The following is a 19,362-nucleotide window of genomic DNA, read 5'->3' on the forward strand; positions in this document are numbered from 1 at the left end:
CGCGCTTTCTAGCAGACTCAAGCCTTTACATGCTATGCGGCCCGCGTCGGGATGTGCTTCACCTCGTCGCGCATACGCTGCTCGGCATGCCACAGGTCATGGACGCCCTGCATGCGCAGCCACAACCCCGGCCCGTTGCCGCAGAACTTCCCGAGCCGCACGGCCATCTCCGGAGACACGCCCATCGTACCCGCCAGAATGCGGTGGAGGGTCTGGCGGCTCACACGCAAGGCCCGCGCCGTCTCCTGGACGCTCAAACCCAGCGCCGGCAGCACGTCCTCGCGCAGAATCTCGCCCGGGTGCGTGGGCGCCACTTTGGGATTCCTCGTGACCGGATATTCGCTTTTCCGTGCCATACCTCGTACCTCTTTCTCGTCTCGCGCTTCTTTGCTAGTGATACTATTCCAGGTCCACACGCCACGCGTCAGCCTCCACCCACTCGAAGGTGATGCGCCACGGGCCGTTGACCGATAGCGCATAACGCTTGGGCGTTCCGCGCAACGGATGAAGTCCGAAGCCGGGAAATGCCAGGTCCGTCAACGCCCGCGCCTGATTCAGGGCATCCAGTATACGGCGAACGCGCTTTTGCAGGTCCGGCCGCACACCGGCGCCGTGGCCGTTCAGGTAGAAGTCCCGCAAACCTTTATGCCGGAAGCTCTGAATCATTAGCGCCTAAGTGTAGCGCGCCACGCGACAACTGTACATTCCTGCGCGACATCTGAGTTTATCCCGGTGGTCCGCCAGATTCGCGTTCGACTCGCGAATTCCCGTTTGGGCCTAAGGCGAACGGAAATGCTATCGCTCACTACGAGGTCTCCTATGGCTCCCTTGCCCACTGTGCGCAACGAGATGTACCCTGCCTACGTTCAAAACACCGAGAAGGGGGCACAACGGATGCGGTACGCGGTCTGGAACAACAAGGGGGGTGTGGGCAAGACATTCCTGTCCTTCGTGCTAGCCACGGAGATAGCCAAGGAGCGCGGTGTTCCCGTTGTACTGGTCGACATGTGCCCGCAGGCCAACCTGTCGGAAATCGTGCTGGGCGGAAACGGCATGGGCTCCGAGCGGCTGACCAGCCTCATTGAGACCCGCCAAACGGTCGGCGGTTATTTCGACTCAAGACTGGCGTCACCGCACGGAGAAACCGGCCGTGAGACCGAATTTCTGCTTGACGCGCACGTCATAAACGACAAGCTGCCAGAAGGAGTTCACCTGGTGGCCGGGGACCCGAGTCTGGAGCTGCAGGCCCAGGTCATCAACCAGATTAGCTCACAGACGCTGCCGGCCAATTCCTGGCAAACCGTCCACAGCTGGCTTCTCGACCTGACGACCAGCTGTGTCGAGAAACTCGGTTCCGAGACCCTGGTCTTCATCGACTGCAACCCGAGCTTCTCCGCCTACACGGAACTCTCGATGGTGGCGGCGGAAGCGCTCATCATCCCCTGCTCGAGCGACGGCTCCTCCGCGCGAGCCATAGACAACGTCGGCTCCCTGCTGTACGGCCTGCAGGCGGGTAGTCACTACGGGGCCGCCAATTTCTCCGGGCGGGCCGGCCAGTTCAACCTCCCGTTACCTCGGATTCATGCGGTCGTGCTCAATCGCTCCACGCAATACAACCAGAAAGCGAGCAAGGCGTTCACGGCGATGTTCGACGAAATCCAGCGGCGTGTGCAGGCCCTCAGGGAGGCCAAGCCCGACGCCTTCGTCTCTGGTGGGCCCACCTTCCCCGACGTCCCCGACAGCCACTCCGTGGCCATCGTGTGCTCGCATCACGGGCTGCCGCTGTACGCCGTCAAACCCGGCCAGTACGACGTCCATGACACCCGACCGCAGGTCAACTCGGAACCCCTCGAGCGGTACAGAAAGGCCGTGGATGCACTCATAGAGACCATCTAACACCGGCCCGGGGTGGGCCGTCTCTCAGCCCGGCCCGGTACCACACATCCCCGGGGCCGGATTCACGGCACCCTATACTTCTCCCAGGCGGCCTCCCCAACCAGGACGGGCGCCTCTACCCCTTGCCCGGCCTTTCCTTTTTCTCGCCGCCCCGGTCATGCTATCATGCCGCATGAACGCGAAGGAGGCTGAAGGGACCATGTCTATCAAGATAGTGGGCAAGAGCGGGCAGATTTCACTTGGCAAAGCACTGGCGGGGACGGGGTTCCTTGTGGAAGAGCTGCCGGGCGGCGACATTGTGCTGAAACGGGCCGCCATCATTCCGATAAACGAGCGCTGGCTGCACGAGCCCGCCGTGCGCGAAAAGCTCGCGCAGGCCGACGCCTGGATGCGTGCCAACCCGCCCGCCGAAACCTCGCTGGAAGAACTCGAGGCCGCTCAGCGCGCCGACGCGCGTAAGCACAAGCACTCGGCGTGAATGGCAATTCCGCCAGGGTCCTGCTCGACCTCAACCATCCTGGGTTCCAATCGGAGTTCTTCGCCCTGGAGGCTCCGGAAATCAAGAAGGTCTTTAAGGCCCTGAAGAAACTCAAGGCCCTGACCGGGAACGAGGTCTTTCAAGACCATGGTCCCCAATGGGAGGAACTGAAGAGCCTTCCCGGCAAATACACTATCCGATTATCGCAATCCTACCGTGCCGTCGTGATGCGGGAAGGCGCGCTCCTGCGCTTCCAGACCCTCCAGCGCGACCATGATGAGCTACGCACCGCCGCCTTTACTTTGGTCTTTCATGCGCGCGCGCAGCATCCTTTTCTCATCCTCCGTCAGTAGGCGCCGGAGCCTATCGGCAGCCAACTTCAACAGCTTGCGGTCAATAAGAGCGGGTAGCGCCTTGTCAACCGACACTTGCGCCTTTTCCGCCTCGGAGAGTCCTGTAAAAGTATCAAGGGCCACACTTGCCAGGGTGTCAGTGGTCTGCGATTCAGGGCCCGCAGCTGGCGGGCCACTATCAAGCGAGACCCTGGCGGCGATAGTTGGCGACTTCACGGTAACTGGCGCTGCGAATGCCATTATCGACTCACGACGCCAAAGAAATTTGCAGTCCACCTCCGCCTTCAGATAAGGTGAGGTCGCTTCCGGAGGCCCCATGGAGAGCAGATGCACACGGACCCCGAGGTTCTGGGCAGCGAGAACGCCCGGGGTAAGGTCAGCGTCGCCAGATACGAGCAGAGCATCCGTGATAACCCGGCTTTGCGCGAGGCCAATCATGTCCGCAATGATAAGACCGTCAACGGCCTTTTGCTCGCCCACACCGTTGAGCGAGCCCAACCTCAACTTGAAGTCATCAAGCTCCTCAATAGCCTTATGCTCTCTGGACTTCCCGTGTGTCCTGTGGGGGCCATCATACCAATAGATTCTGAGGAGACTGGCTTCCGGGAAGGCGTTTTTTGTTTCCTGGAGGAGCGTGTTTCGGAGTACGGGATAATTGAGCGTGATGGACTCTCGGCCCATCTTCTCACCTTGCGCTATCTTAACGGCTTGCACCCAAAAATAGCCGGCATCCACGAAAACGGCGACCCGCCGCATAAGAGACCCTAATAAATGAGAAGGGACACCGAATTACGATGTCCCTTCCTAATAGGATGCCTTTGGGGCATCGACGTAGAACCGGGTGCTTTTGGGCACCGAGGTGTTCCTTTTCTAAGCTCCCCTCTGCGGGAAGTGATTATACGGTAGCACAAGAGGCGCTCCGCGGCTATAGCGTGGCTATAGCCGCAATTATATCACCTTCGCCCCTTGAGGGCATGCGCAACAGGCCATAGCCTGTTCGGCCGACAATGTGGTCCGTGGGGACAAGGTCGGTTGCGTAAAATCGGATGCCGACATATCACCCTCCCTCCTCACACTCAAGCATAACCTCATTCTAGCAGACGGCACCCCGGCCCGCCGATGGCCAGCGTCACAGCCCCCTGTACTTCTCCCAGACGGCGGCCTCCCCAACCAGGGGGGCGCCTTGCCTCGACGATGGCGTGGCGGTGTCCGGCCCGTCGTCCGCACTGGTAGCACCGCAAGCCACGCCTCGACGTCGGACTGGCGCCAGCGCAGACGAGTCGAGCCTGGAATAAATAAGGGCGCGGGCACGGACTGGCGGCCCTCATGCAGGCGGCAATACACGGCTTTGGGGGTAATGCCGAGCACTTGGGCGAGCTCGGCTACGTTCAGCAATTTGTCCATGGAGAACCCCTTGGTTTCGCTCCCCGCTACCATGCCGCCGGCGCGGCCCGTGATGCCCGAACCTCATACGGATGGCGCCGCGCTAAAGATGCACCGGCCGCTGGCCCTGCGCGGACAGCTTCGCGCCTCTCGGCCCGAAGATGCATCTCCATGCCGTAAGGCGTGGAGCTTCCATGTCTTTCTGGGTGAAGCTTACCACCACTTGCGACTGAAGTTGGTGGGGCTCCGTTGCGGCGGCAAGACCTTGACTCGACGCTCATCCAGCCAGGCCTGAACGTGAATGGCACCAGCCATCGCCTGAAAATAGAACGGGGCCTATGCGTGGATACACACACGTTTCGCCGGAGGTCCCGTGCGTATCGGGGGAGACAAAGAGGTGGCCGCCTTGCTCGGCATCAGCCCGGCACGGCTCAAGATGCGGATTAGCGCCGGCGCACCCGTGCCGCCTTATATGCGGGCCCCCGGCAGCAAGTTCCGTCGCTGGGACCTAGACGCCGTGGAGGTCTGGCTTGCCGGGTTCACGGTCGCATCGGCCCTGGCCCCATCGGCAGCCGCTGGCCATGCCGCCGTCTCTCATCGTCGCGGCCCGGGACGCCCCACGAAACGGGAATCCCTGCGTTGATGCCGGGCGCATCCTGCTCGACGAACAGCTCCCGCCCCAAACCCGCGGGAGATATATCTCCGGGCAGGGAAGCTCGGAGCTCCCGCCCCTGAGGGCGACTCTCAGTAAGCCGCGCACGAGAACAGCCACGGGCCTGACGCCCCTGGCGCCCTCTCGGGTCCGTGCACCCACCTCCCCTGATTCGCGTCACCACCCCACTCCTCCCCCGTGGCCGGCGCGAGCAACCCCATTCCAGGCCGTGGACAACCCCCTCTGTGCATTGCAGGCCGAACCGGCCGTGCGGCCGGCAATATGGCCTGTGGGGGCACGGCCTGTCACGTCTCGCGGTCGTCATTTCGATAATTCTTTGCTCCAAATTTGCTCCAGTTGCTCCACGAAACAGCGATACCGAACGATACGGTACAATACTGTATTACGTTGTTTTTCCAGGGATTCTTTTGTAAGGCACAGTTCCAAAAAGGGCTTTTTTGGGACTTAAAATCCCTCGTCCGTAAGGATGTGCCGGTTCGAGTCCGGCCTCGGGCACCAGTACAATCAGCGTCTTACGTGCTGCCTGCCGCATAATCTCCCATCTTATTTGATCTTCTTGGTCCACTGGCTTTGGTCCATACGCCAGAGGCAAGCATGGCTACCATACAGAAACGGGGCGACCTGCAGTGGCGGGCTCGCGTCCGACGCCACGGTTACCCATCCAGACCAAGACCTTCACGACCAAGACCCGCGTGGAGGCCTGGGTTCGGCAGGTCGAGTCCGAAATGGACCGGGGCACGTTCGTCTCACACGCCGAGGCCGAGGCCACGACCTTGGCCGAAGCCCTGGAGCGTTATGTTCTGGAGATAACCCGACCCAGAAATTCTCCGCAGCCAAGCGGGAACCTGGCCGCATCAAGGTCCTTGGGGGGGCTTGCCCCCCCTCGCCCGCCGCCCCGCTCGTCTCGACGCACGGCGCAGATATCGCAGCCTTTATCCAAGGCCAAGCCCACCAACCCCAGGGACTGGCCAGCCGGCGGGCGGGGGAACGCCATACGCCTGGACTTGGCCCTCCCCCTCACACCTCTTCAACACGGCGCACACGGCCAGGGGCAGGGGGTCACTGACCAATCTAGTGGCTTCTCGTGAGGGGCCAGCGCCCGAAGCTCCCGGCCCGGCGTGGCCGCCGGCTTGTGGGCGGCAAAGGCTGCGCAGGCGGATGGCGTCCACCCCGATAAGGGACCGTGCAAGGTCCCGCTCAGCCGCCAGGACCCAGGCCGCCTCCGAAAACAGCAACACCGCAACCTGCCCCATCCTGCCTTACCAAATGCTCGATACCCCGTCGCCATCCACACCCTTGTCCACAGCTTTTGTGGATACCGGCTTGCCCATACGACCCATGGCCTGTTGTCCCTGACCGGCGATGCCGTTTGCGACAGATCTCCCGGGGCATACCCATTGCCTGCCCCCCGCTGCATGCCCTGTCACGGGCGGGGACGCCCGCGAGCATGGCTTTGACCGAGAAAGGAGGCATTCTATGCGAGCCGCCAAATATGAAAACCTGACGCACAATCATTCCATGCCGGTGCCGGAAAACAGTCCCGATGGGACGCCTGTGCAGGTCGTCATGCTGGCACAAGACACCGCCGCGACGGTAGACCGCCAGCACGCATTCAAGGGGTGGCTGTGTGAGGTTGCGCAAGGGCTGTCGGATACGAACCCGGAACGCACCCGCGAGACGAACGGGCCGCGCCAGTCCCCAATGGCCTACCTCTTAGCTACCCACATCATCTACGAACTGCCAAAAGGCGCCCGCGCGCGCCCATCCGTGCAAACCTGGTTTGCTTAACGCCCAATGAGGCGCCGTTTCTTTCGGTGCCCTTATCATAGAACTTCCGCAAGGCATCGCCCGGCTCCGCCGCCGCGATACCGCGCACCCATGGCGTAGCGGGATGCTTCAGTCGTGCCACAGGCCGCGAGACGCACATCGAGCGGCGCCCAGGCGGCGACTTCCGAAGCCAAACTCGGGAAGCGCACGCTGCAAGACAGGGGCAACCCGCGATCCCCGGGCGTCTGACCATTCCATTACCAGAGCATGCAGTTTCGGTCACCAAGGCCCGTGCTCTCGCCGCTTGTCCGTGCGAGCGATCCCGCCCATGCCGGACCTTACGCTGACTGACGAATACGGCGCGCCGGTTCAGATCTCCATCCGAGAGAAGAAATGCGCACCCAGCATGAAGATCGCTACCGTCACCCCCCCTAAAACAGTGAAATCGAGGGCAAGACCGAAGACGCCATGTCCCAAGAGAAAGATGCGCAAAGCGTCTACGCCGTAAGACAGCGGATCAAAGCGGGCTATGAACCCGAGACCTTTCGATCCCTGGGCGATCGGAAAGAGCGCGCCGGAAAGAAAGAAGACCGGCATCCCCAGAAAGTTGATGAGGAGCTGGAAGCCCTGCATATCCCGAAGCCGTGAGGCTACGACCAACCCTAACCCGCTAAAAAGGAGTGCTGTAAGGAACATCACCAGAAGACCCAGGACCATGCCGGTCAGAGACACCGGCCGAAAACCCGCAAGCATCGTAATGCCAAGCACGAGGGTGCCCTGCATCATCGCCACCGTGGCCCCACCGAGCGCGCGCCCTCCCATGATCGCCAGACGCGAGACCGGTGCCACCAGCGTTTCCTTCAGAAACCCGAATTGTCGGTCCCAGATGATCTGCATGCCGTTGAAAAGCGACACAAACAGGATGGACATACTGATGACGCCGGGCACGATGAACGCAAAATAATCGCCCTGCCCGGCCCTGCGAAAGATCGGCCCGAGACCGTAGCCAAGCGCCACCAGGAACAACAGCGGTTGGGTTAAGGAACCTACGATGCGCGATCGCGAGCGGGTGAATCGCTTCACCTCCCGCAGCCACATCACATAGATCGCCCTCACCTCCATGGGTCCATCAACGGCGGCGGCCGCCCCACAACTGGCGCGCCTGCCGCAAGCGGTCCACCGAGCCGCCCGCCTCCTCGCGCAAGGTGTTGCCGGTCAGGGCCAGGAAGGCGCCTTCCAGCGAGTCCGTCGCCGTCTTGTCCTTCAGTTCTTGCCCCGAGCCTTCCGCGACGATACGCCCGTGGTCAATGATAGCGATCCGTTCGGCGATGTTGTCCGCCTCCTCCATATAATGGGTCGTGAAGAACACCGTGACGCCTTCGTTGCGATTGAGATTTCTTACATGACCCCAGAGGTGGTTGCGCGCCTGGGGGTCGAGCCCGAGCGTGGGTTCATCCAGGAACAGGATCTGCGGATGGTGGAGCAAGCCACGGGCGATCTCGAGGCGCCGTTTCATGCCGCCGGAGAACTCCCGCACCAGGCCCCTCTTTCGATCCGCGAGATCGACCAGCACCAGGAGTTCTTGTATGCGCGCGCGGCGCGTGTCCTTGGGCACCCCATAGAGAATGCCGTGGAACTCAAGGTTTTCAAGCGCGGTGAGGTCGTCATCCAGGGACGGATCCTGAAACACGATGCCGAAGGCGCGCCGTACGGCATCGGGATGGATTGCGGGGTCGTATCCGGCTACCCGTATCGTGCCTGATGTCGGACGAAGAAGGGTGGTGAGCATCTTGAGGGTTGTCGATTTCCCCGCTCCATTTGGTCCAAGGAACGCGAACACGCTCCCCTGGGCGACGGAAAATGTCACATCGTTCACGACCGCGGGATTCTCGCCGAAGCGCTTGGTCAGATGCTCGACTGCGAGGATGTCCATGGACATCAGTCTATCACAGACGCGGCACCGGTAATGGTGGAGGGAACCCCAAACTCGGTGCCGATTTCGGCAAACCATCTCTACCGCCTTCGTAGACCCATCCTGTATAGAAGATCGCGCCCCATCGAGCAGACCTAAGCGTGGTCTACGGCCGGATCCGGGCGTGGCGCACATCGCCGAGCCAACCGACCCAACCGACACACCACCCCATCGATACGATACCATCCGTCAGCGGCTTACGACGAAAGAACCGGTGTCTGTCGTGTCACGGCGCAGACGAGATCATGCCGTTCGAGGCGGCAAAGACATCCGCCGGCCCGAATGATCCCGCCTCTCCGACAAGCCCCTACGTGGCACCTTCCGCCGCTGATCCGGGCCCTTTATTCTCGGAACCCCGCGGTTACGTGCGCAAACCTCCCTAAAAAGCGATGACGACGCGGTCCTGAAACGCGGTAAGTTTGGGCCCAACGCATGGGCTTTGGACCGCGACGATCATTGGCCTCGGTCGACCTGGATACTTGCGTAGGGGAAACGGCGCCCCAGTAGGCTGATCCGCGCCTCACGAAACCCAGAGGCTCACTGAGATTATACGTGATTCCCCACCCATACCCGCAAGCTGCCACGACTGGAAACAAGCTACCTGGCTCGAATCCTGGTCCATAGGCCTGACGGCGGACTCCATTCATTCCATCATCATATAGGCTACCGCCATCGCCATACGACGCGGCAAGTTTACTGTCATGCGCCACAGATCCGGCCCTGACATTTTTCAACGGACAAAGATCACGCGAGCCTCTGACGCGTCTTGGGCAAATACGATTCTCTCGGGTCATGATCCCCTGCGAACCTCCCGCCGTGCTGGCCATGGCGACCCTTTCCGTTTAAACATATGTTTTTGGCGGCCTGCGGGCGACTACCCGGCACATGACTATCATGACCGCGATCGGCACGGCCTGCGCTTTTGGCAAGGTGTCGCCGAATTGCCATTCACTTAAGCTATCCTTATGCCGAAGCCGTGAGATACCTGATCGGTCGACCCGACGAGCTGATCGCGCTTTGATGGTTACAGGAAGCAACCTGACGAAAAAGGATATGTATATGGTCCCGGAGCATTTCGACCCTCACAATGAGCCATGGCTTGATGAACGAACACGTCGGCGCCTCGCTGGGGCAGGCCAGGGCATTGATGTCGCGAGCCAACGCGCGGATGACCTGGACGAGCGCTGCCTCGCCTTTCTCGATGCACGGTTTGCGCAAAACCCCACGACCCGCCCATCGGCTTTGGATCTGGCCTGCGGAAGAGGCGGACAGACATTGCGCATGGTGGCCTGCGGCGCCCTGGTTACCGCCGTGGATCGGCATGACCACGGTGCGGACATCCAGCGCGCCTTAAGCGGACGTCTTATTCCACAGCCACCGCACTTCATCCAGGCAGACTTCCGGGCCTTGCCCGAGGCCCTGCCTGATGCGCCCTATGATGCCATCATCTGTCAGCGAGCCATTCATTACCTGCGATACGCCGAGGCGGTCACGGCCGTACGCGCCTGGACCCATTACCTCAAACCGGGCGGCCGAGTGTTTCTTTCGGCCTCGGGATTGAACTCGGAATTAGGGCGCCGATATCCTCATAGGGACCGGCCGGTGGCGGAACGCTATGGCTACCTGGCGTCGGACATGGCGGACCGGCACGCCATCCAGCAACCCGTGTGCCTCTATGAGGCCATGGACCTCGTGGATCTTTTGCATGCCGCCGGGCTTGGGGTTGCCGACGTCTTCCTGTCCCCATTTGGCAACGTCAAGGCCATGGGTTTCATCTAAGGGCGTCTATACACCTACGATCAAGGGGGCCGTAAGGCGGTATCTTTTACTAATTAAAGATTCCCATGGCAAAGGTGCTCGCGCCCTTATTGCCGTCACAGGTGCCCGCACAAGCCACGTGCCGTCGCTAGATAATCCCCACAACTCATGTGAACCAGTATCTCCCAGAGAGAGGGCCGCGATCGGGCACGACGGATGGCTTGTCCGTTGGTGTCACCATTATCGCGCGTCCATTCGCCAACGGAGCCCCAAAGGACTGCATGATGGCGATCGCGCAAGCCCCGTCTGCCAGTTTCTATCGGCCGGATCCGTCACTTACTGTCTTAAATCCTTACAATTTGTGGCCCGCACGCGACCCAGCGAATTGCCTGATCGCACACACGCTACGCACCCGCCCGGACCGGAGGCTGGCGGCCCGCTCTCCCAGTCCACCTCTTCGGTGGATGGTTGCATTACCGTGGGCACGGCAACCCCTGCGCGGCGCAAAGTCTTCAATCCTGTCCCTTGGGCCGAAACGATATGCGCATTCATCTTACACAAACTCGCGAATCCTTCTGCGGTCGTAGCAATATCATCGAATACTGGCGTCCCCAATATCGCGAACCCCTCTTGCCCCCGCGTACCCACACCGCCACACTCCGCGCCTCCTGAGGGGGTATTGACGCGTCCATGCGGGCCAGCTAGCGTAAGCGATCCCTGTGGAATGTTCGGGAGCATAACGGCTGACGATTCTTCATACATCATAATGGATGGGGGGAAATATCGTGCGTACCTATTCCTTGCAATGGCATCAGGTCTTGGTGGTCGGCATGGTCATGGCTCTTCTGGGGTTGCCGAAAGCGTGGGCGCTACGTTATGGTCCCGCATCCTATAAAAATTATCCGGCCTTTTACAACAGCCATCCCTTGCCCACACCCTCATTTTTCCGTGGGAAGGTATTGAAGGCCGTGATCGAGGTCGACAGCGCCGCGCCCGCCCGGTGGAATTATGCGGTGGCCGTGCTGAGCAATATCGAGAAGGCGTTTGGCGGAGATCCCCGACGTTATCGCCTGGAGCTCGTCGCGTTCGGGCCGGGGATACGCATGCTCTCGGTCTGGAACGACGCCCATAATCGCATGCCGCTTGAGAGGCTTGCCGCCCATGGCCTGAAGATCCGCGCGTGCCACAATGCCATGCTCGCCAATCACCTGGTGCGCAAGGACATCTTTGCGTTCGCGCGCATAGTGCCAGCCGGCGTCCTCGAGGTCGCCCGTAAGGAGATGCAGGGCTACGTGGCCCTGAAGCCCTGAGGTGGCGCGACCTGGGGGTGGGTGCAGGCGCCCGCCCCCACGCCCCAGCCATATGTTCGCCTGCCGTGGATGCCCTTCGTCTTTAATACGGGTCCCGCAGGCCCCTGCTCAGGGGACTGACCCATATCCGTGCGCGCGGAATGCCCCCCGCTACGCACCCCGCAGGCTAGCGACCCTCGCCCTCCCCTTTCGTCAGTTCGGGCCACGCCGCCTTCAGATACACACCCATCGACCAGAGCGTGAGCAGGGCCGCAACATAAAGAAGGAGTTCGCCGGCCCGGAACGCCGAGACGCCTACGATGGGCCGCTCGTAGAGCAATAGCAGGATTGCCACCATCTGCACGCCGGTCTTGAACTTGCCCACCACCGACACCGCAACACTCTTGCGCTTACCCACCTCCGCCATCCACTCGCGCAGCGCCGAGACGGCGATCTCGCGACCGATAATGACCAACACTACGACGGAAAAGAGCGAAGTGCTGAGCAGTGGTGGATGCAGCTTGGGATTGGCCACGATCATGATGAGCGCCGTGGCCACCATGAGTTTGTCCGCCACCGGATCGAGGAACGCCCCGAACGCGGACGACTGGTTCCACCGCCGCGCGAGATACCCATCCAGCCAGTCCGTGAGGGCCGCCAGCAAAAAGAACCCCGCGGTCCCGACATCGGCCCACGAGACCGGCAGGAAATACACGAGCACGAACACCGGAATGAGTGCGATCCGGAGCAGCGTCAGGATATTGGGCGCGTTCAGGGGCACGGCTCGCCTTTGGCATGAAAGATGTCGTAGATGCGCCGTGCAAGCCCTTTGCTGATGCCCGGGAGTCGCTCGAGATCGGCGAGTTCGGCCTGCGCCACGAAACGTGCGCCGCCCAGGGCCTTGACCAGGGTCTGGCGGCGCTTCGGCCCGACCCCGGGGATGGTGTCGAGCTCCGACACGAGCCGCGCCTTGGCGCGCCGCGCGCGATGCCCGGTTATGGCAAACCTGTGAGCCTCATCGCGCACCGACGCCAGGAACACCAAGGCTGCGGGCGCGTGATCGAGAGTGAAAGGCCCGGCGCGTCCCGGTTCATGGAACTCTTCATCCCCGAATCGACGCTCTGGTCCCTTGGCGATACCGAGAATCCGTGCCTGCAGTCCCAGGGCCTGCAAGGCCTCCTCGGCGCGCGCCACCTGGCCCGCGCCGCCGTCGATCAACACGAGATCGGGCAGTGGGGTCTTCGCATAACGACGCGCCACCGCTTGGCCGATGGCCGCGTAGTCGTCGCCGGCGCCCACCCCTTCGATATGAAAACGCCGATAGTCACTCTTGATCGGCCCGTCCGGACCAAACACCACGCACGAGGCCACGGGCAGCTCCCCTTGCGTGTGACTGATGTCGAAACACTCGACGCGCGTGGCCACCGCAAGCCCGAGGGCCGCGGTCATCGCCGCCCAGCGCGCACCGTGGCCGGCGCGCTCCGCCTGCCGGCGGCGCAGGGCATCAGCGGCGTTGGTCTTGGCCAGGGCCACCCATTGCCGGGGAATCCCGCGCGCGGGTACCGCGATCGTCACCGCATGCCCGGAGTCGGCACACAAGGCCTGGGCGATCAACTCGCGTCCTGGGACCGGGGTGCCGATATAGATACGCGTGGGCGGTGATTGCCCGAGATAATACTGCGGGAGAAACGCCGCCAGCGCCTCCTCGGCGGACATGGCCTCGGGGACACGCGGAAAGAGCGTCTTGCAACCAAGCTGCCGCCCCCCGCGTATTGCCAGGATCGCGACCACCAGCATGCCGCTCTCCTCGGCCACCGCCAGGACATCGGCATCACCCTTGTCGTTATCGACATACTGGCGCTCCTGTGCGGCACTCAAAAGCGCCACGCGGTCGCGTAGCCGCGCCGCCTGTTCGAAATCGAGCCGCGCGGCAGCCTCCGTCATCTGTCGCTTGAGATCACCAAGCAGGGTCTTGTTGCGACCCTCGAGAAACCACTGCGTGTGCAGGACATCCCGCGCATAACTCTCCTTGTCCACGAGCCCCACGCACGGGCCCGAACATCGATGGATCTGGTACTGCAGGCAGGGGCGTGTGCGATTGCGGAATACCGAATCCTCACACTGGCGGACCGGAAACACCCGCTGGAGGAGATTCAAGGTCTCACGTACGGCCGTGGCGCTGGGATAGGGTCCGAAATACCGCCCGGGCTCCCGACGCGCCCCGCGGTGAAACCCCAGCCGGGGAAAGTCCGAAGCCCCGCCGAGAAAGATCATGGGATAACTTTTATCGTCTCGCAACAAGACGTTATAGCGAGGTCTTAAAGACTTTATGAGGTTATTTTCAAGCAGCAGGGCCTCGGTCTCGGTATGCGTCACCGTGACCTCGATATGACGCACGGTGGCCATGAGCGAGGCGATCCGCGGGCTCTTCGCCGGCCGCAGATAGCTGCTCACGCGCTTGCGCAGGCTCACGGCCTTGCCGACATAGAGCACCACCCCACCCTCGTCCAGCATGCGGTAGACCCCCGGGCAGTCCCCCAAACCCCGCACCAACTCGCGTAGATCGCTCATGACACCTCGCGCACGGCGGCCCTCAAGACCTCCTCGAACATGGTCGCGGTCAGACGCCGTGTCTGCGTGTTGTAGCGGCTGCAATGATAAGAGTCCCACACGATCCGGCCCGCCACCGCATGACGCGCGCCGTGCGCGAAACGGTGGCGCGCAAGCGGCGCGCCAAAGGCCCGCAGCACGGCCTCGTGGGCGATACGGCCCAGAGCCATGATAACGCCACCTTCGGGTAGCGCGGCAAGCTCCGCGTTCAGATAGGGCGCGCAGGTGCGGATCTCTTCGGCAGTCGGGCGATTGGCCGGGGGCACGCACTTTACGGCATTGGTGATGCGCGCGCCGCTCAGCATCAGTCCATCGCCGACCGCCAGCGACTGCGCGCGGTTGGCAAGCCCCAGGCGATGGAGGGTCTCATAGAGCAGGATACCCGCGTAGTCGCCGGTAAATGGCCGGCCGGTGGCGTTGGCGCCATGCAGTCCGGGCGCAAGCCCCACGATCAAAAGGCGTGCGGACTCATCGCCGAACATCGGTACCGGCTGGCAGCGATACGCCGGGTGGCGGCCCTTGATCTCGTCACGAAACGCCGCGAGTCTCGCACACTGCCGGCACCGCGACAGTGTCGTCGTCCGCGTCGGCGTGGCGGACGCATCCGACTTCGGCGATACCCGCCGCCTCGCTACCCCGCTCATAATGACTGCAAGAGCTCGCGGGATGCGCGATAGTCGGCATTGGCGGAGAGTTCGTCCGCAGTCCACGCCGGACGCCCGTGCAGGCGTGTCATGCGCGCCTGCGACAGGGGATTGACATAGCCGGAGAGCGCCTCGAACAGGCCATCAAGACCATCCGGGTCATTGCAGGCGAGCACGACATCGCAACCCGCGGCCAGGGCCTTGCGGGCACGCGCACCGAGATCACCGGCGCCGTGGGCACCGGCCATGCTGAGATCGTCGCTGAAGATCACCCCGCTAAAGCGCTGCGCCTTGCGCAATAGGTCTTGCAGCCACACGCGCGAGAAACCGGCGGGCTGCGCATCCACCCGGGGATACAAGACGTGCGCGGGCATGACCGCCGCCAGCACCGTCGGACACAGGCGCGCGAACGGGACGAGATCGGCATTCTTCAAGGCCGACAGCGGACGCTCGTCGACTGGCAGTTCGGTATGCGAATCCCCCATCACCCCACCGTGCCCGGGAAAGTGTTTGCCGCAGGCCGCCATCCCCGCCTGCGTCATGCCCAGCACATATTGCCGGGCGAGTTCGGTCACCACCAGCGGATCTTCGGCGAACGCGCGATCACCGATCACGGTGCTCACGCCGTGCCCGAGATCGAGCACCGGCGCGAAGCTCATATCCACACCATGGGCCAGCAGTTCGGCGGCCATGACATAGCCCGCCGCATGCGCCAGTGTGCGCCCGCGCGCGCGATCGAGCGCATGGATCTCGCCGATGCGCGCGCCCGCCGGAAGGTCTGTGAATCCGGCGCGGAAACGCTGGATGCGTCCACCTTCGTGATCGACGGTAATGATGAGCGGGGGATTGCGCAGGGCGCGGATCTCGGCGGTCAATGCGCGCAGCTGGGCCGGGCTCTCGTAATTCCGGCTAAAGAGAATCACGCCCCCGACCAGCGGGTGGCGCAACCGCCCGCGCTCCTTAGGCGACAGCGTGGTTCCCACCAAATCCATCATGACCGGACCTAGCGACATGGCGTCTCCTTACGCAATGATACGCACGCGGGTACCGGGTGGCACCCGATCAAAGAGTTCCATGACCTCGTCGTTACGCATCTTGATGCAACCGTGCGACGAGGGTATGCCCATCGGGTCCTCGTCCGGGGCCCCATGGATGTAGATGTAGCGGCGCATGGTGTCGACCTCACCCAAGCGATTCTCGCCCGCCGTAAGTCCGCTCAACCACAAGATGCGCGTCAATACCCAGTCCCTCTGGGGATGGAGCCGGCGCAAGGCCGGACTATAGATCTCGCCGGTCGGGCGGCGCCCGACGAACACCGTCCCGCGCGCGGCGCCATCGCCGATCTTGGCACGCACGACATGCAGACCTCGCGGCGTCTGATAGCTGCCATAGCGCTCGCCCACGCCGTTCTTGGCGGTGGCCACCGCGGTCTCCCATATCACGCGCCCGCCCTCGCGCTCGCAGAGCCGCAACCGCTGGGCGGCGACATCCACCTCTATGTAGGACATCTAGCCGTCCCTCATGAACAAGGCCATGGCCTCGATGTGGTGGGTCTGCGGGAACATATCCACGACGCCTGCGCGCGCCAAGCGGTACCCCCCCTCGCGCACGAGCCATTGCGTATCGCGCGCCAGGGTCGCGGGATTGCATGATACATAGACGAGGCGCGGCACGCCGCGTGCCGCGAGCGTCTTGACCGCCGCCATCGCCCCGGTGCGCGGCGGATCGAGGAGCGCTGCGTCGAAGGGCCGGTCCCCGAGCAGATCGCCCAGGGTCTCGGCGTCCAGATCCGCCACCGCGAACGTGGCGTTGTCGAGGTCGTTGGCGCGCGCATTGCAGCGCGCCTTGTCGACAAGCGCCGACGCGCCCTCGATACCGAATACCGAGGCCGCACGCCGCGCGATGGGGAATGTGAAGTTCCCGAGACCGCAAAAAAGGTCCAGCACGCGGCTGCCGGCGTGCAGCCCCAGCCAGTCCACCGCCTGCGCCACCATGGCCTTGTTGGTCTCACCATTCACTTGAATGAAATCCGTGGGCCCGAAGGTCAGGTCAACGGCGAACTCCGGCAGGGCATAGTGCAAGACCTCGCCGGGCCCGCCCACGTATTCCACGGTCTCGGGCCCGCCAGCCTGGACATGCATGGCCAATCCCTGGGTCTCCCCGAAGGCCGAAAGCGCCCGCAGGTCCGCCGCCGTCAGGTCGCGCAGATGGCGCAGCACCAGGGCCGCGGCGTCATCGCCGGCCGCGAACTCGATCTGCGGGATGGCCTCGGGGCAGGACAGGCCCTCCATGAGCGCCTTCACGTCGGCAAGACGCGCACCGAGCCGCGCATCAAGCGTATGACAATAGGACAAGGGCGCGATATAGGAGTGCCGACGTTCACGAAATCCCAGCAAAAGCCCGCCTTTCTTGTCGACGACCCGCGCCCCGAGCCGGGCCTTGCGCCGATACGCGAATACTGGACCTGTCACGGGGGGCGCCCAATCCGCACAGTCCACCTGCGCGATATGGGCGAAGGCCTCGCGCACGATACCCTCCTTGGCGGAAAGCTGGGCGGCCGGCTCCAGGTGCTGGAGCTGGCAGCCGCCGCACACCCCGAAATGCGCACACCGCGCCTCCACGCGCTTGGCGGAGCGCACCAGGATCTCCCGTACCGCGCCGGTGTCATAGCGGCGTCTGCGGCCGACATAACGAAACCGCACCTCCTCACCGGGCAATGCCCCATCCACGAACACCACCTTGCCATCGCAATGTCCGACGCCGGAACCATCGTGATTCAGGGAGGCGATGACACAGGTCGCGTCCTCCGGCAGCTGCCGGGCCTTCATGCGCCCGCCGCCTCCCACGCCTGCAAAAATGCCGACAGGTGAGGCCTGCAGGCGGCAGCCAGGACCGTCTTCAACCGCTCCTCTTCCTGCCTGTGGGCCTCGGGCGCAAGGTGTCCGCGCATGAGTTCTAACCGCAGAAATACGAGATAGGTATTCAAGACGTCGGTCTCGCAGTAGTCGCGGATCCCACCGATCTCGCCACGCCGATAGCGGTCCCAGACCTCGGCGCCGTCATGGCCTTGCTTGCCGGGAAAGCCGAGAAACGCCGATATCTCGTCCAGCGGCGCCGTGGCGCGTGCCTGGTAGCCCGACAGCACATCCATGACATCCGTATGTCGGGCATGATAACGGCTCAGGTAATTGTTCCAGCGAAACGCGCTGTCCTCATCGCCGGTCTCCCAATAGCGGCTGCAGGGGATCTTGTGCAGCAGGGCGCGGTAATGCAGCACCGGCAGGTCGAAGCCGCCGCCATTCCACGACACGAGCGTCGGCGAAAACCGCTCGATGCCCTCGAAGAAGCGCCCGAGGATCTCAGCCTCGGAGGCCGCGGGATCGCCGAGCGACCACACGCGGCACTCGTCATTGCGGCGCAATAGCACCGAGATCGCCACTACCTTGTGCAGGTAGTGGCGCAGAAACTCCTGGCCGGACTCCTCGCGCCGCCTGTGGACCATGACCCGCGCGACGTCCTCGTCCCCCAGATCCAGATGGTAGAGGCGGCGCCCCGCGGCCACGTCCGGCACGGTCTCGATATCGAACACAAGGACATTCATGAGACCGGAAACACACCCGTGGACAGATAGCGGTCGCCGCGGTCGCAGACGATGCTGACGATGGTGGCATGCTCGAGCGTGGCGCCGAGCATCAGCGCCGCGGCCACCGCCCCGCCCGAGGAGATCCCGCAAAAGACCCCCTCCTCACGCGCCAACCGGCGCGTCATCTCCTCGGCCTCCTTCTGGTCGATATCGATGATGCGGTCCACGCGCGCGGCCTCGTAGATCGCCGGGAGATAGCTCGCGGGCCACCGCCGTATGCCCGGGATCGATGACCCGGCCGTGGGCTGCACGCCGACCACGACGATCCCCGGATTGCGCTCCTTCAGATAGCGCGAGGTCCCCATGATGGTCCCGGTGGTCCCCATGGCGCTCACGAAATGGGTCACGGTGCCGTCGGTGTCGCGCCAGATCTCCGGGCCCGTGGTCCGGTAGTGGGCATCCGGGTTGTCGGGATTCGAGAACTGGTCGAGGATGCGGCCCTCGCCACGCGCCTCCATGGCACGCGCCGTGTCGATGGCCTCCTCCATGCTGCCGGCCTTCGAGGTGAGGATCAGCCGCGCGCCAAAGGCGCGCATGAGCCCCTGGCGTTCCACGCTCATGTGCTCGGGCATGACCAGCACCATGCGATAGCCCTTGACCGCGGCGGCCATGGCCAACGCGATCCCGGTATTACCGCTCGTGGCCTCGATCAGGGTGTCGCCCGGATGTATGGTCCCGCGGCGCTCGGCGGCCTCGATCATGTTGAGCGCCGGCCGGTCCTTGACCGAACCCGCCGGGTTATTGCCCTCGAGCTTCAGGAGCAGACGATTTCCCCGTTCCGTACCCAGGCGCTGAAGGGCGACAAGCGGTGTATTACCGACACACTCGGCAAGGGATTTTATGTTCACGCGATCGATCCAATGAGCCTGTTCATCCCGCCAGCCCCGCCGGCCCCG

General features: G+C 63.2%; 20 protein-coding genes. 7 read left to right on the top strand and 13 right to left on the bottom strand.

Features of this window, described 5'->3' with window-relative positions; translation table 11 throughout:
* Nucleotides 1-32: 32 nt before the first annotated feature.
* Both C4901_RS09365 and C4901_RS09370 read right to left on the bottom strand, forming a co-directional pair.
* Complete coding sequence (locus tag C4901_RS09365) at nt 33-356, bottom strand: HigA family addiction module antitoxin (RefSeq protein ID WP_110137102.1); 324 nt, start codon at nt 354-356, stop codon at nt 33-35.
* A 43-nt stretch (nt 357-399) separates the two neighbouring features.
* Nucleotides 400-666 carry a type II toxin-antitoxin system RelE/ParE family toxin gene (locus C4901_RS09370; protein WP_110137103.1) on the bottom strand — a complete coding sequence of 89 codons (267 nt, stop codon included), beginning with the start codon at nt 664-666 and terminating at the stop codon, nt 400-402.
* Nucleotides 667-819: 153 nt separating this feature from the next.
* On the opposite strand from C4901_RS09370, the gene C4901_RS09375 reads away from it, so the two are divergent.
* The 3 genes from C4901_RS09375 (at nt 820) to C4901_RS09385 (ending at nt 2,727) form a co-directional block, all read left to right on the top strand.
* A complete protein-coding gene (locus C4901_RS09375) occupies nt 820-1,896 on the top strand; it encodes a ParA family protein (protein WP_205735917.1) in 1,077 nt (358 codons plus the stop codon).
* A gap of 172 nt (nt 1,897-2,068) precedes the next feature.
* Nucleotides 2,069-2,374 carry a hypothetical protein gene (locus C4901_RS09380; protein WP_145960682.1) on the top strand — a complete coding sequence of 102 codons (306 nt, stop codon included), beginning with the start codon at nt 2,069-2,071 and terminating at the stop codon, nt 2,372-2,374.
* A complete protein-coding gene (locus tag C4901_RS09385; protein WP_110137105.1) occupies nt 2,371-2,727 on the top strand; it encodes a hypothetical protein in 357 nt (118 codons plus the stop codon). Before C4901_RS09380 ends, C4901_RS09385 begins: the two co-directional genes overlap by 4 nt.
* Here C4901_RS09385 and C4901_RS19385 read toward each other — a convergent pair.
* Nucleotides 2,656-3,483: an NYN domain-containing protein gene (locus C4901_RS19385; RefSeq protein WP_110137106.1), complete on the bottom strand. Its 828-nt coding sequence runs from the start codon at nt 3,481-3,483 to the stop codon at nt 2,656-2,658. The two genes, C4901_RS09385 and C4901_RS19385, sit on opposite strands and share 72 nt — an antisense overlap.
* 1,000 nt (nt 3,484-4,483) lie before the next feature.
* Between C4901_RS19385 and C4901_RS09400 the strand changes: the two genes are divergently transcribed.
* Both C4901_RS09400 and C4901_RS09415 read left to right on the top strand, forming a co-directional pair.
* Entirely contained in the window at nt 4,484-4,753 is a 270-nt protein-coding gene (locus tag C4901_RS09400; protein ID WP_110137108.1) for a hypothetical protein, read from the top strand.
* A 1,506-nt stretch (nt 4,754-6,259) separates the two neighbouring features.
* On the top strand, nt 6,260-6,571 hold the full coding sequence (locus C4901_RS09415) for a hypothetical protein (RefSeq protein ID WP_110137110.1): 312 nt from the start codon (nt 6,260-6,262) through the stop codon (nt 6,569-6,571).
* A gap of 348 nt (nt 6,572-6,919) precedes the next feature.
* On the opposite strand, the gene C4901_RS09420 is transcribed toward C4901_RS09415, so the two are convergent.
* Together C4901_RS09420 and C4901_RS09425 are read right to left on the bottom strand one after the other, a co-directional pair.
* Nucleotides 6,920-7,672 carry an ABC transporter permease gene (locus C4901_RS09420; RefSeq protein WP_110137111.1) on the bottom strand — a complete coding sequence of 251 codons (753 nt, stop codon included), beginning with the start codon at nt 7,670-7,672 and terminating at the stop codon, nt 6,920-6,922.
* 7 nt (nt 7,673-7,679) lie between these two features.
* Nucleotides 7,680-8,489, bottom strand: coding sequence for an ATP-binding cassette domain-containing protein (locus C4901_RS09425; protein WP_205735918.1), 810 nt, complete (start codon nt 8,487-8,489; stop codon nt 7,680-7,682).
* A 1,053-nt stretch (nt 8,490-9,542) separates the two neighbouring features.
* Here C4901_RS09425 and C4901_RS09430 point away from each other — a divergent pair.
* Both C4901_RS09430 and C4901_RS09435 read left to right on the top strand, forming a co-directional pair.
* Nucleotides 9,543-10,301 (top strand): bifunctional 2-polyprenyl-6-hydroxyphenol methylase/3-demethylubiquinol 3-O-methyltransferase UbiG, encoded by a 759-nt coding sequence (locus C4901_RS09430; RefSeq protein ID WP_168185653.1) that lies wholly within the window; start codon nt 9,543-9,545, stop codon nt 10,299-10,301.
* Nucleotides 10,302-11,065: 764 nt separating this feature from the next.
* Entirely contained in the window at nt 11,066-11,590 is a 525-nt protein-coding gene (locus C4901_RS09435; RefSeq protein ID WP_168185654.1) for a DsrE family protein, read from the top strand.
* Between the two features lie 166 nt (nt 11,591-11,756).
* Here the strand turns inward: C4901_RS09435 and pgsA are convergent, their stop codons facing one another.
* Genes pgsA through cysM form a run of 8 tightly spaced genes read right to left on the bottom strand, consistent with a single transcriptional unit; the run spans nt 11,757 to nt 19,314 of the window.
* Nucleotides 11,757-12,344 carry a CDP-diacylglycerol--glycerol-3-phosphate 3-phosphatidyltransferase gene (pgsA, locus tag C4901_RS09440; RefSeq protein WP_110138597.1) on the bottom strand — a complete coding sequence of 196 codons (588 nt, stop codon included), beginning with the start codon at nt 12,342-12,344 and terminating at the stop codon, nt 11,757-11,759.
* Entirely contained in the window at nt 12,341-14,140 is a 1,800-nt protein-coding gene (gene uvrC / locus C4901_RS09445) for an excinuclease ABC subunit UvrC (RefSeq protein WP_110137115.1), read from the bottom strand. Before uvrC ends, pgsA begins: the two co-directional genes overlap by 4 nt.
* Nucleotides 14,137-14,823 (bottom strand): uracil-DNA glycosylase, encoded by a 687-nt coding sequence (locus C4901_RS09450; RefSeq protein WP_110137116.1) that lies wholly within the window; start codon nt 14,821-14,823, stop codon nt 14,137-14,139. The genes uvrC and C4901_RS09450 overlap by 4 nt, the downstream gene beginning before the upstream one ends.
* Nucleotides 14,820-15,836, bottom strand: a complete 1,017-nt coding sequence (nagZ, locus tag C4901_RS09455; protein WP_110137117.1) for a beta-N-acetylhexosaminidase — start codon at nt 15,834-15,836, stop codon at nt 14,820-14,822. Before nagZ ends, C4901_RS09450 begins: the two co-directional genes overlap by 4 nt.
* Nucleotides 15,837-15,845: 9 nt before the next feature.
* On the bottom strand, nt 15,846-16,331 hold the full coding sequence (locus tag C4901_RS09460) for a L,D-transpeptidase (RefSeq protein ID WP_110137118.1): 486 nt from the start codon (nt 16,329-16,331) through the stop codon (nt 15,846-15,848).
* Nucleotides 16,332-17,651 (bottom strand): 23S rRNA (uracil(1939)-C(5))-methyltransferase RlmD, encoded by a 1,320-nt coding sequence (gene rlmD / locus C4901_RS09465; protein ID WP_110137119.1) that lies wholly within the window; start codon nt 17,649-17,651, stop codon nt 16,332-16,334.
* Nucleotides 17,648-18,424 carry a 3'-5' exonuclease gene (locus C4901_RS09470; protein ID WP_110137120.1) on the bottom strand — a complete coding sequence of 259 codons (777 nt, stop codon included), beginning with the start codon at nt 18,422-18,424 and terminating at the stop codon, nt 17,648-17,650. The genes rlmD and C4901_RS09470 overlap by 4 nt, the downstream gene beginning before the upstream one ends.
* Nucleotides 18,421-19,314: a cysteine synthase CysM gene (gene cysM / locus C4901_RS09475; protein ID WP_110137121.1), complete on the bottom strand. Its 894-nt coding sequence runs from the start codon at nt 19,312-19,314 to the stop codon at nt 18,421-18,423. Before cysM ends, C4901_RS09470 begins: the two co-directional genes overlap by 4 nt.
* Between the last annotated feature and the right edge of the window lie 48 nt (nt 19,315-19,362).

Source organism: Acidiferrobacter sp. SPIII_3 (assembly GCF_003184265.1).
In the GTDB taxonomy this organism is placed as follows: Bacteria; Pseudomonadota; Gammaproteobacteria; order Acidiferrobacterales; family Acidiferrobacteraceae; genus Acidiferrobacter.

Excerpts from the sequence above, each read along its gene's own strand:
- C4901_RS09365 (WP_110137102.1), bottom strand. The coding sequence starts at position 356 with ATGGCACGGAAAAGCGAATATCCGGTCACGAGGAATCCCAAAGTGGCG.
- C4901_RS09370 (WP_110137103.1), bottom strand. The coding sequence starts at position 666 with ATGATTCAGAGCTTCCGGCATAAAGGTTTGCGGGACTTCTACCTGAAC.
- C4901_RS09375 (WP_205735917.1), top strand. The coding sequence starts at position 820 with ATGGCTCCCTTGCCCACTGTGCGCAACGAGATGTACCCTGCCTACGTT.
- C4901_RS09380 (WP_145960682.1), top strand. The coding sequence starts at position 2,069 with ATGAACGCGAAGGAGGCTGAAGGGACCATGTCTATCAAGATAGTGGGC.
- C4901_RS19385 (WP_110137106.1), bottom strand. The coding sequence starts at position 3,483 with ATGCGGCGGGTCGCCGTTTTCGTGGATGCCGGCTATTTTTGGGTGCAA.
- C4901_RS09415 (WP_110137110.1), top strand. The coding sequence starts at position 6,260 with ATGCGAGCCGCCAAATATGAAAACCTGACGCACAATCATTCCATGCCG.
- C4901_RS09420 (WP_110137111.1), bottom strand. The coding sequence starts at position 7,672 with ATGGAGGTGAGGGCGATCTATGTGATGTGGCTGCGGGAGGTGAAGCGA.
- C4901_RS09425 (WP_205735918.1), bottom strand. The coding sequence starts at position 8,489 with ATGTCCATGGACATCCTCGCAGTCGAGCATCTGACCAAGCGCTTCGGC.
- C4901_RS09430 (WP_168185653.1), top strand. The coding sequence starts at position 9,543 with ATGGTTACAGGAAGCAACCTGACGAAAAAGGATATGTATATGGTCCCG.
- uvrC (WP_110137115.1), bottom strand. The coding sequence starts at position 14,140 with ATGAGCGATCTACGCGAGTTGGTGCGGGGTTTGGGGGACTGCCCGGGG.
- C4901_RS09450 (WP_110137116.1), bottom strand. The coding sequence starts at position 14,823 with ATGAGCGGGGTAGCGAGGCGGCGGGTATCGCCGAAGTCGGATGCGTCC.
- nagZ (WP_110137117.1), bottom strand. The coding sequence starts at position 15,836 with ATGTCGCTAGGTCCGGTCATGATGGATTTGGTGGGAACCACGCTGTCG.
- C4901_RS09460 (WP_110137118.1), bottom strand. The coding sequence starts at position 16,331 with ATGTCCTACATAGAGGTGGATGTCGCCGCCCAGCGGTTGCGGCTCTGC.
- rlmD (WP_110137119.1), bottom strand. The coding sequence starts at position 17,651 with ATGAAGGCCCGGCAGCTGCCGGAGGACGCGACCTGTGTCATCGCCTCC.
- C4901_RS09470 (WP_110137120.1), bottom strand. The coding sequence starts at position 18,424 with ATGAATGTCCTTGTGTTCGATATCGAGACCGTGCCGGACGTGGCCGCG.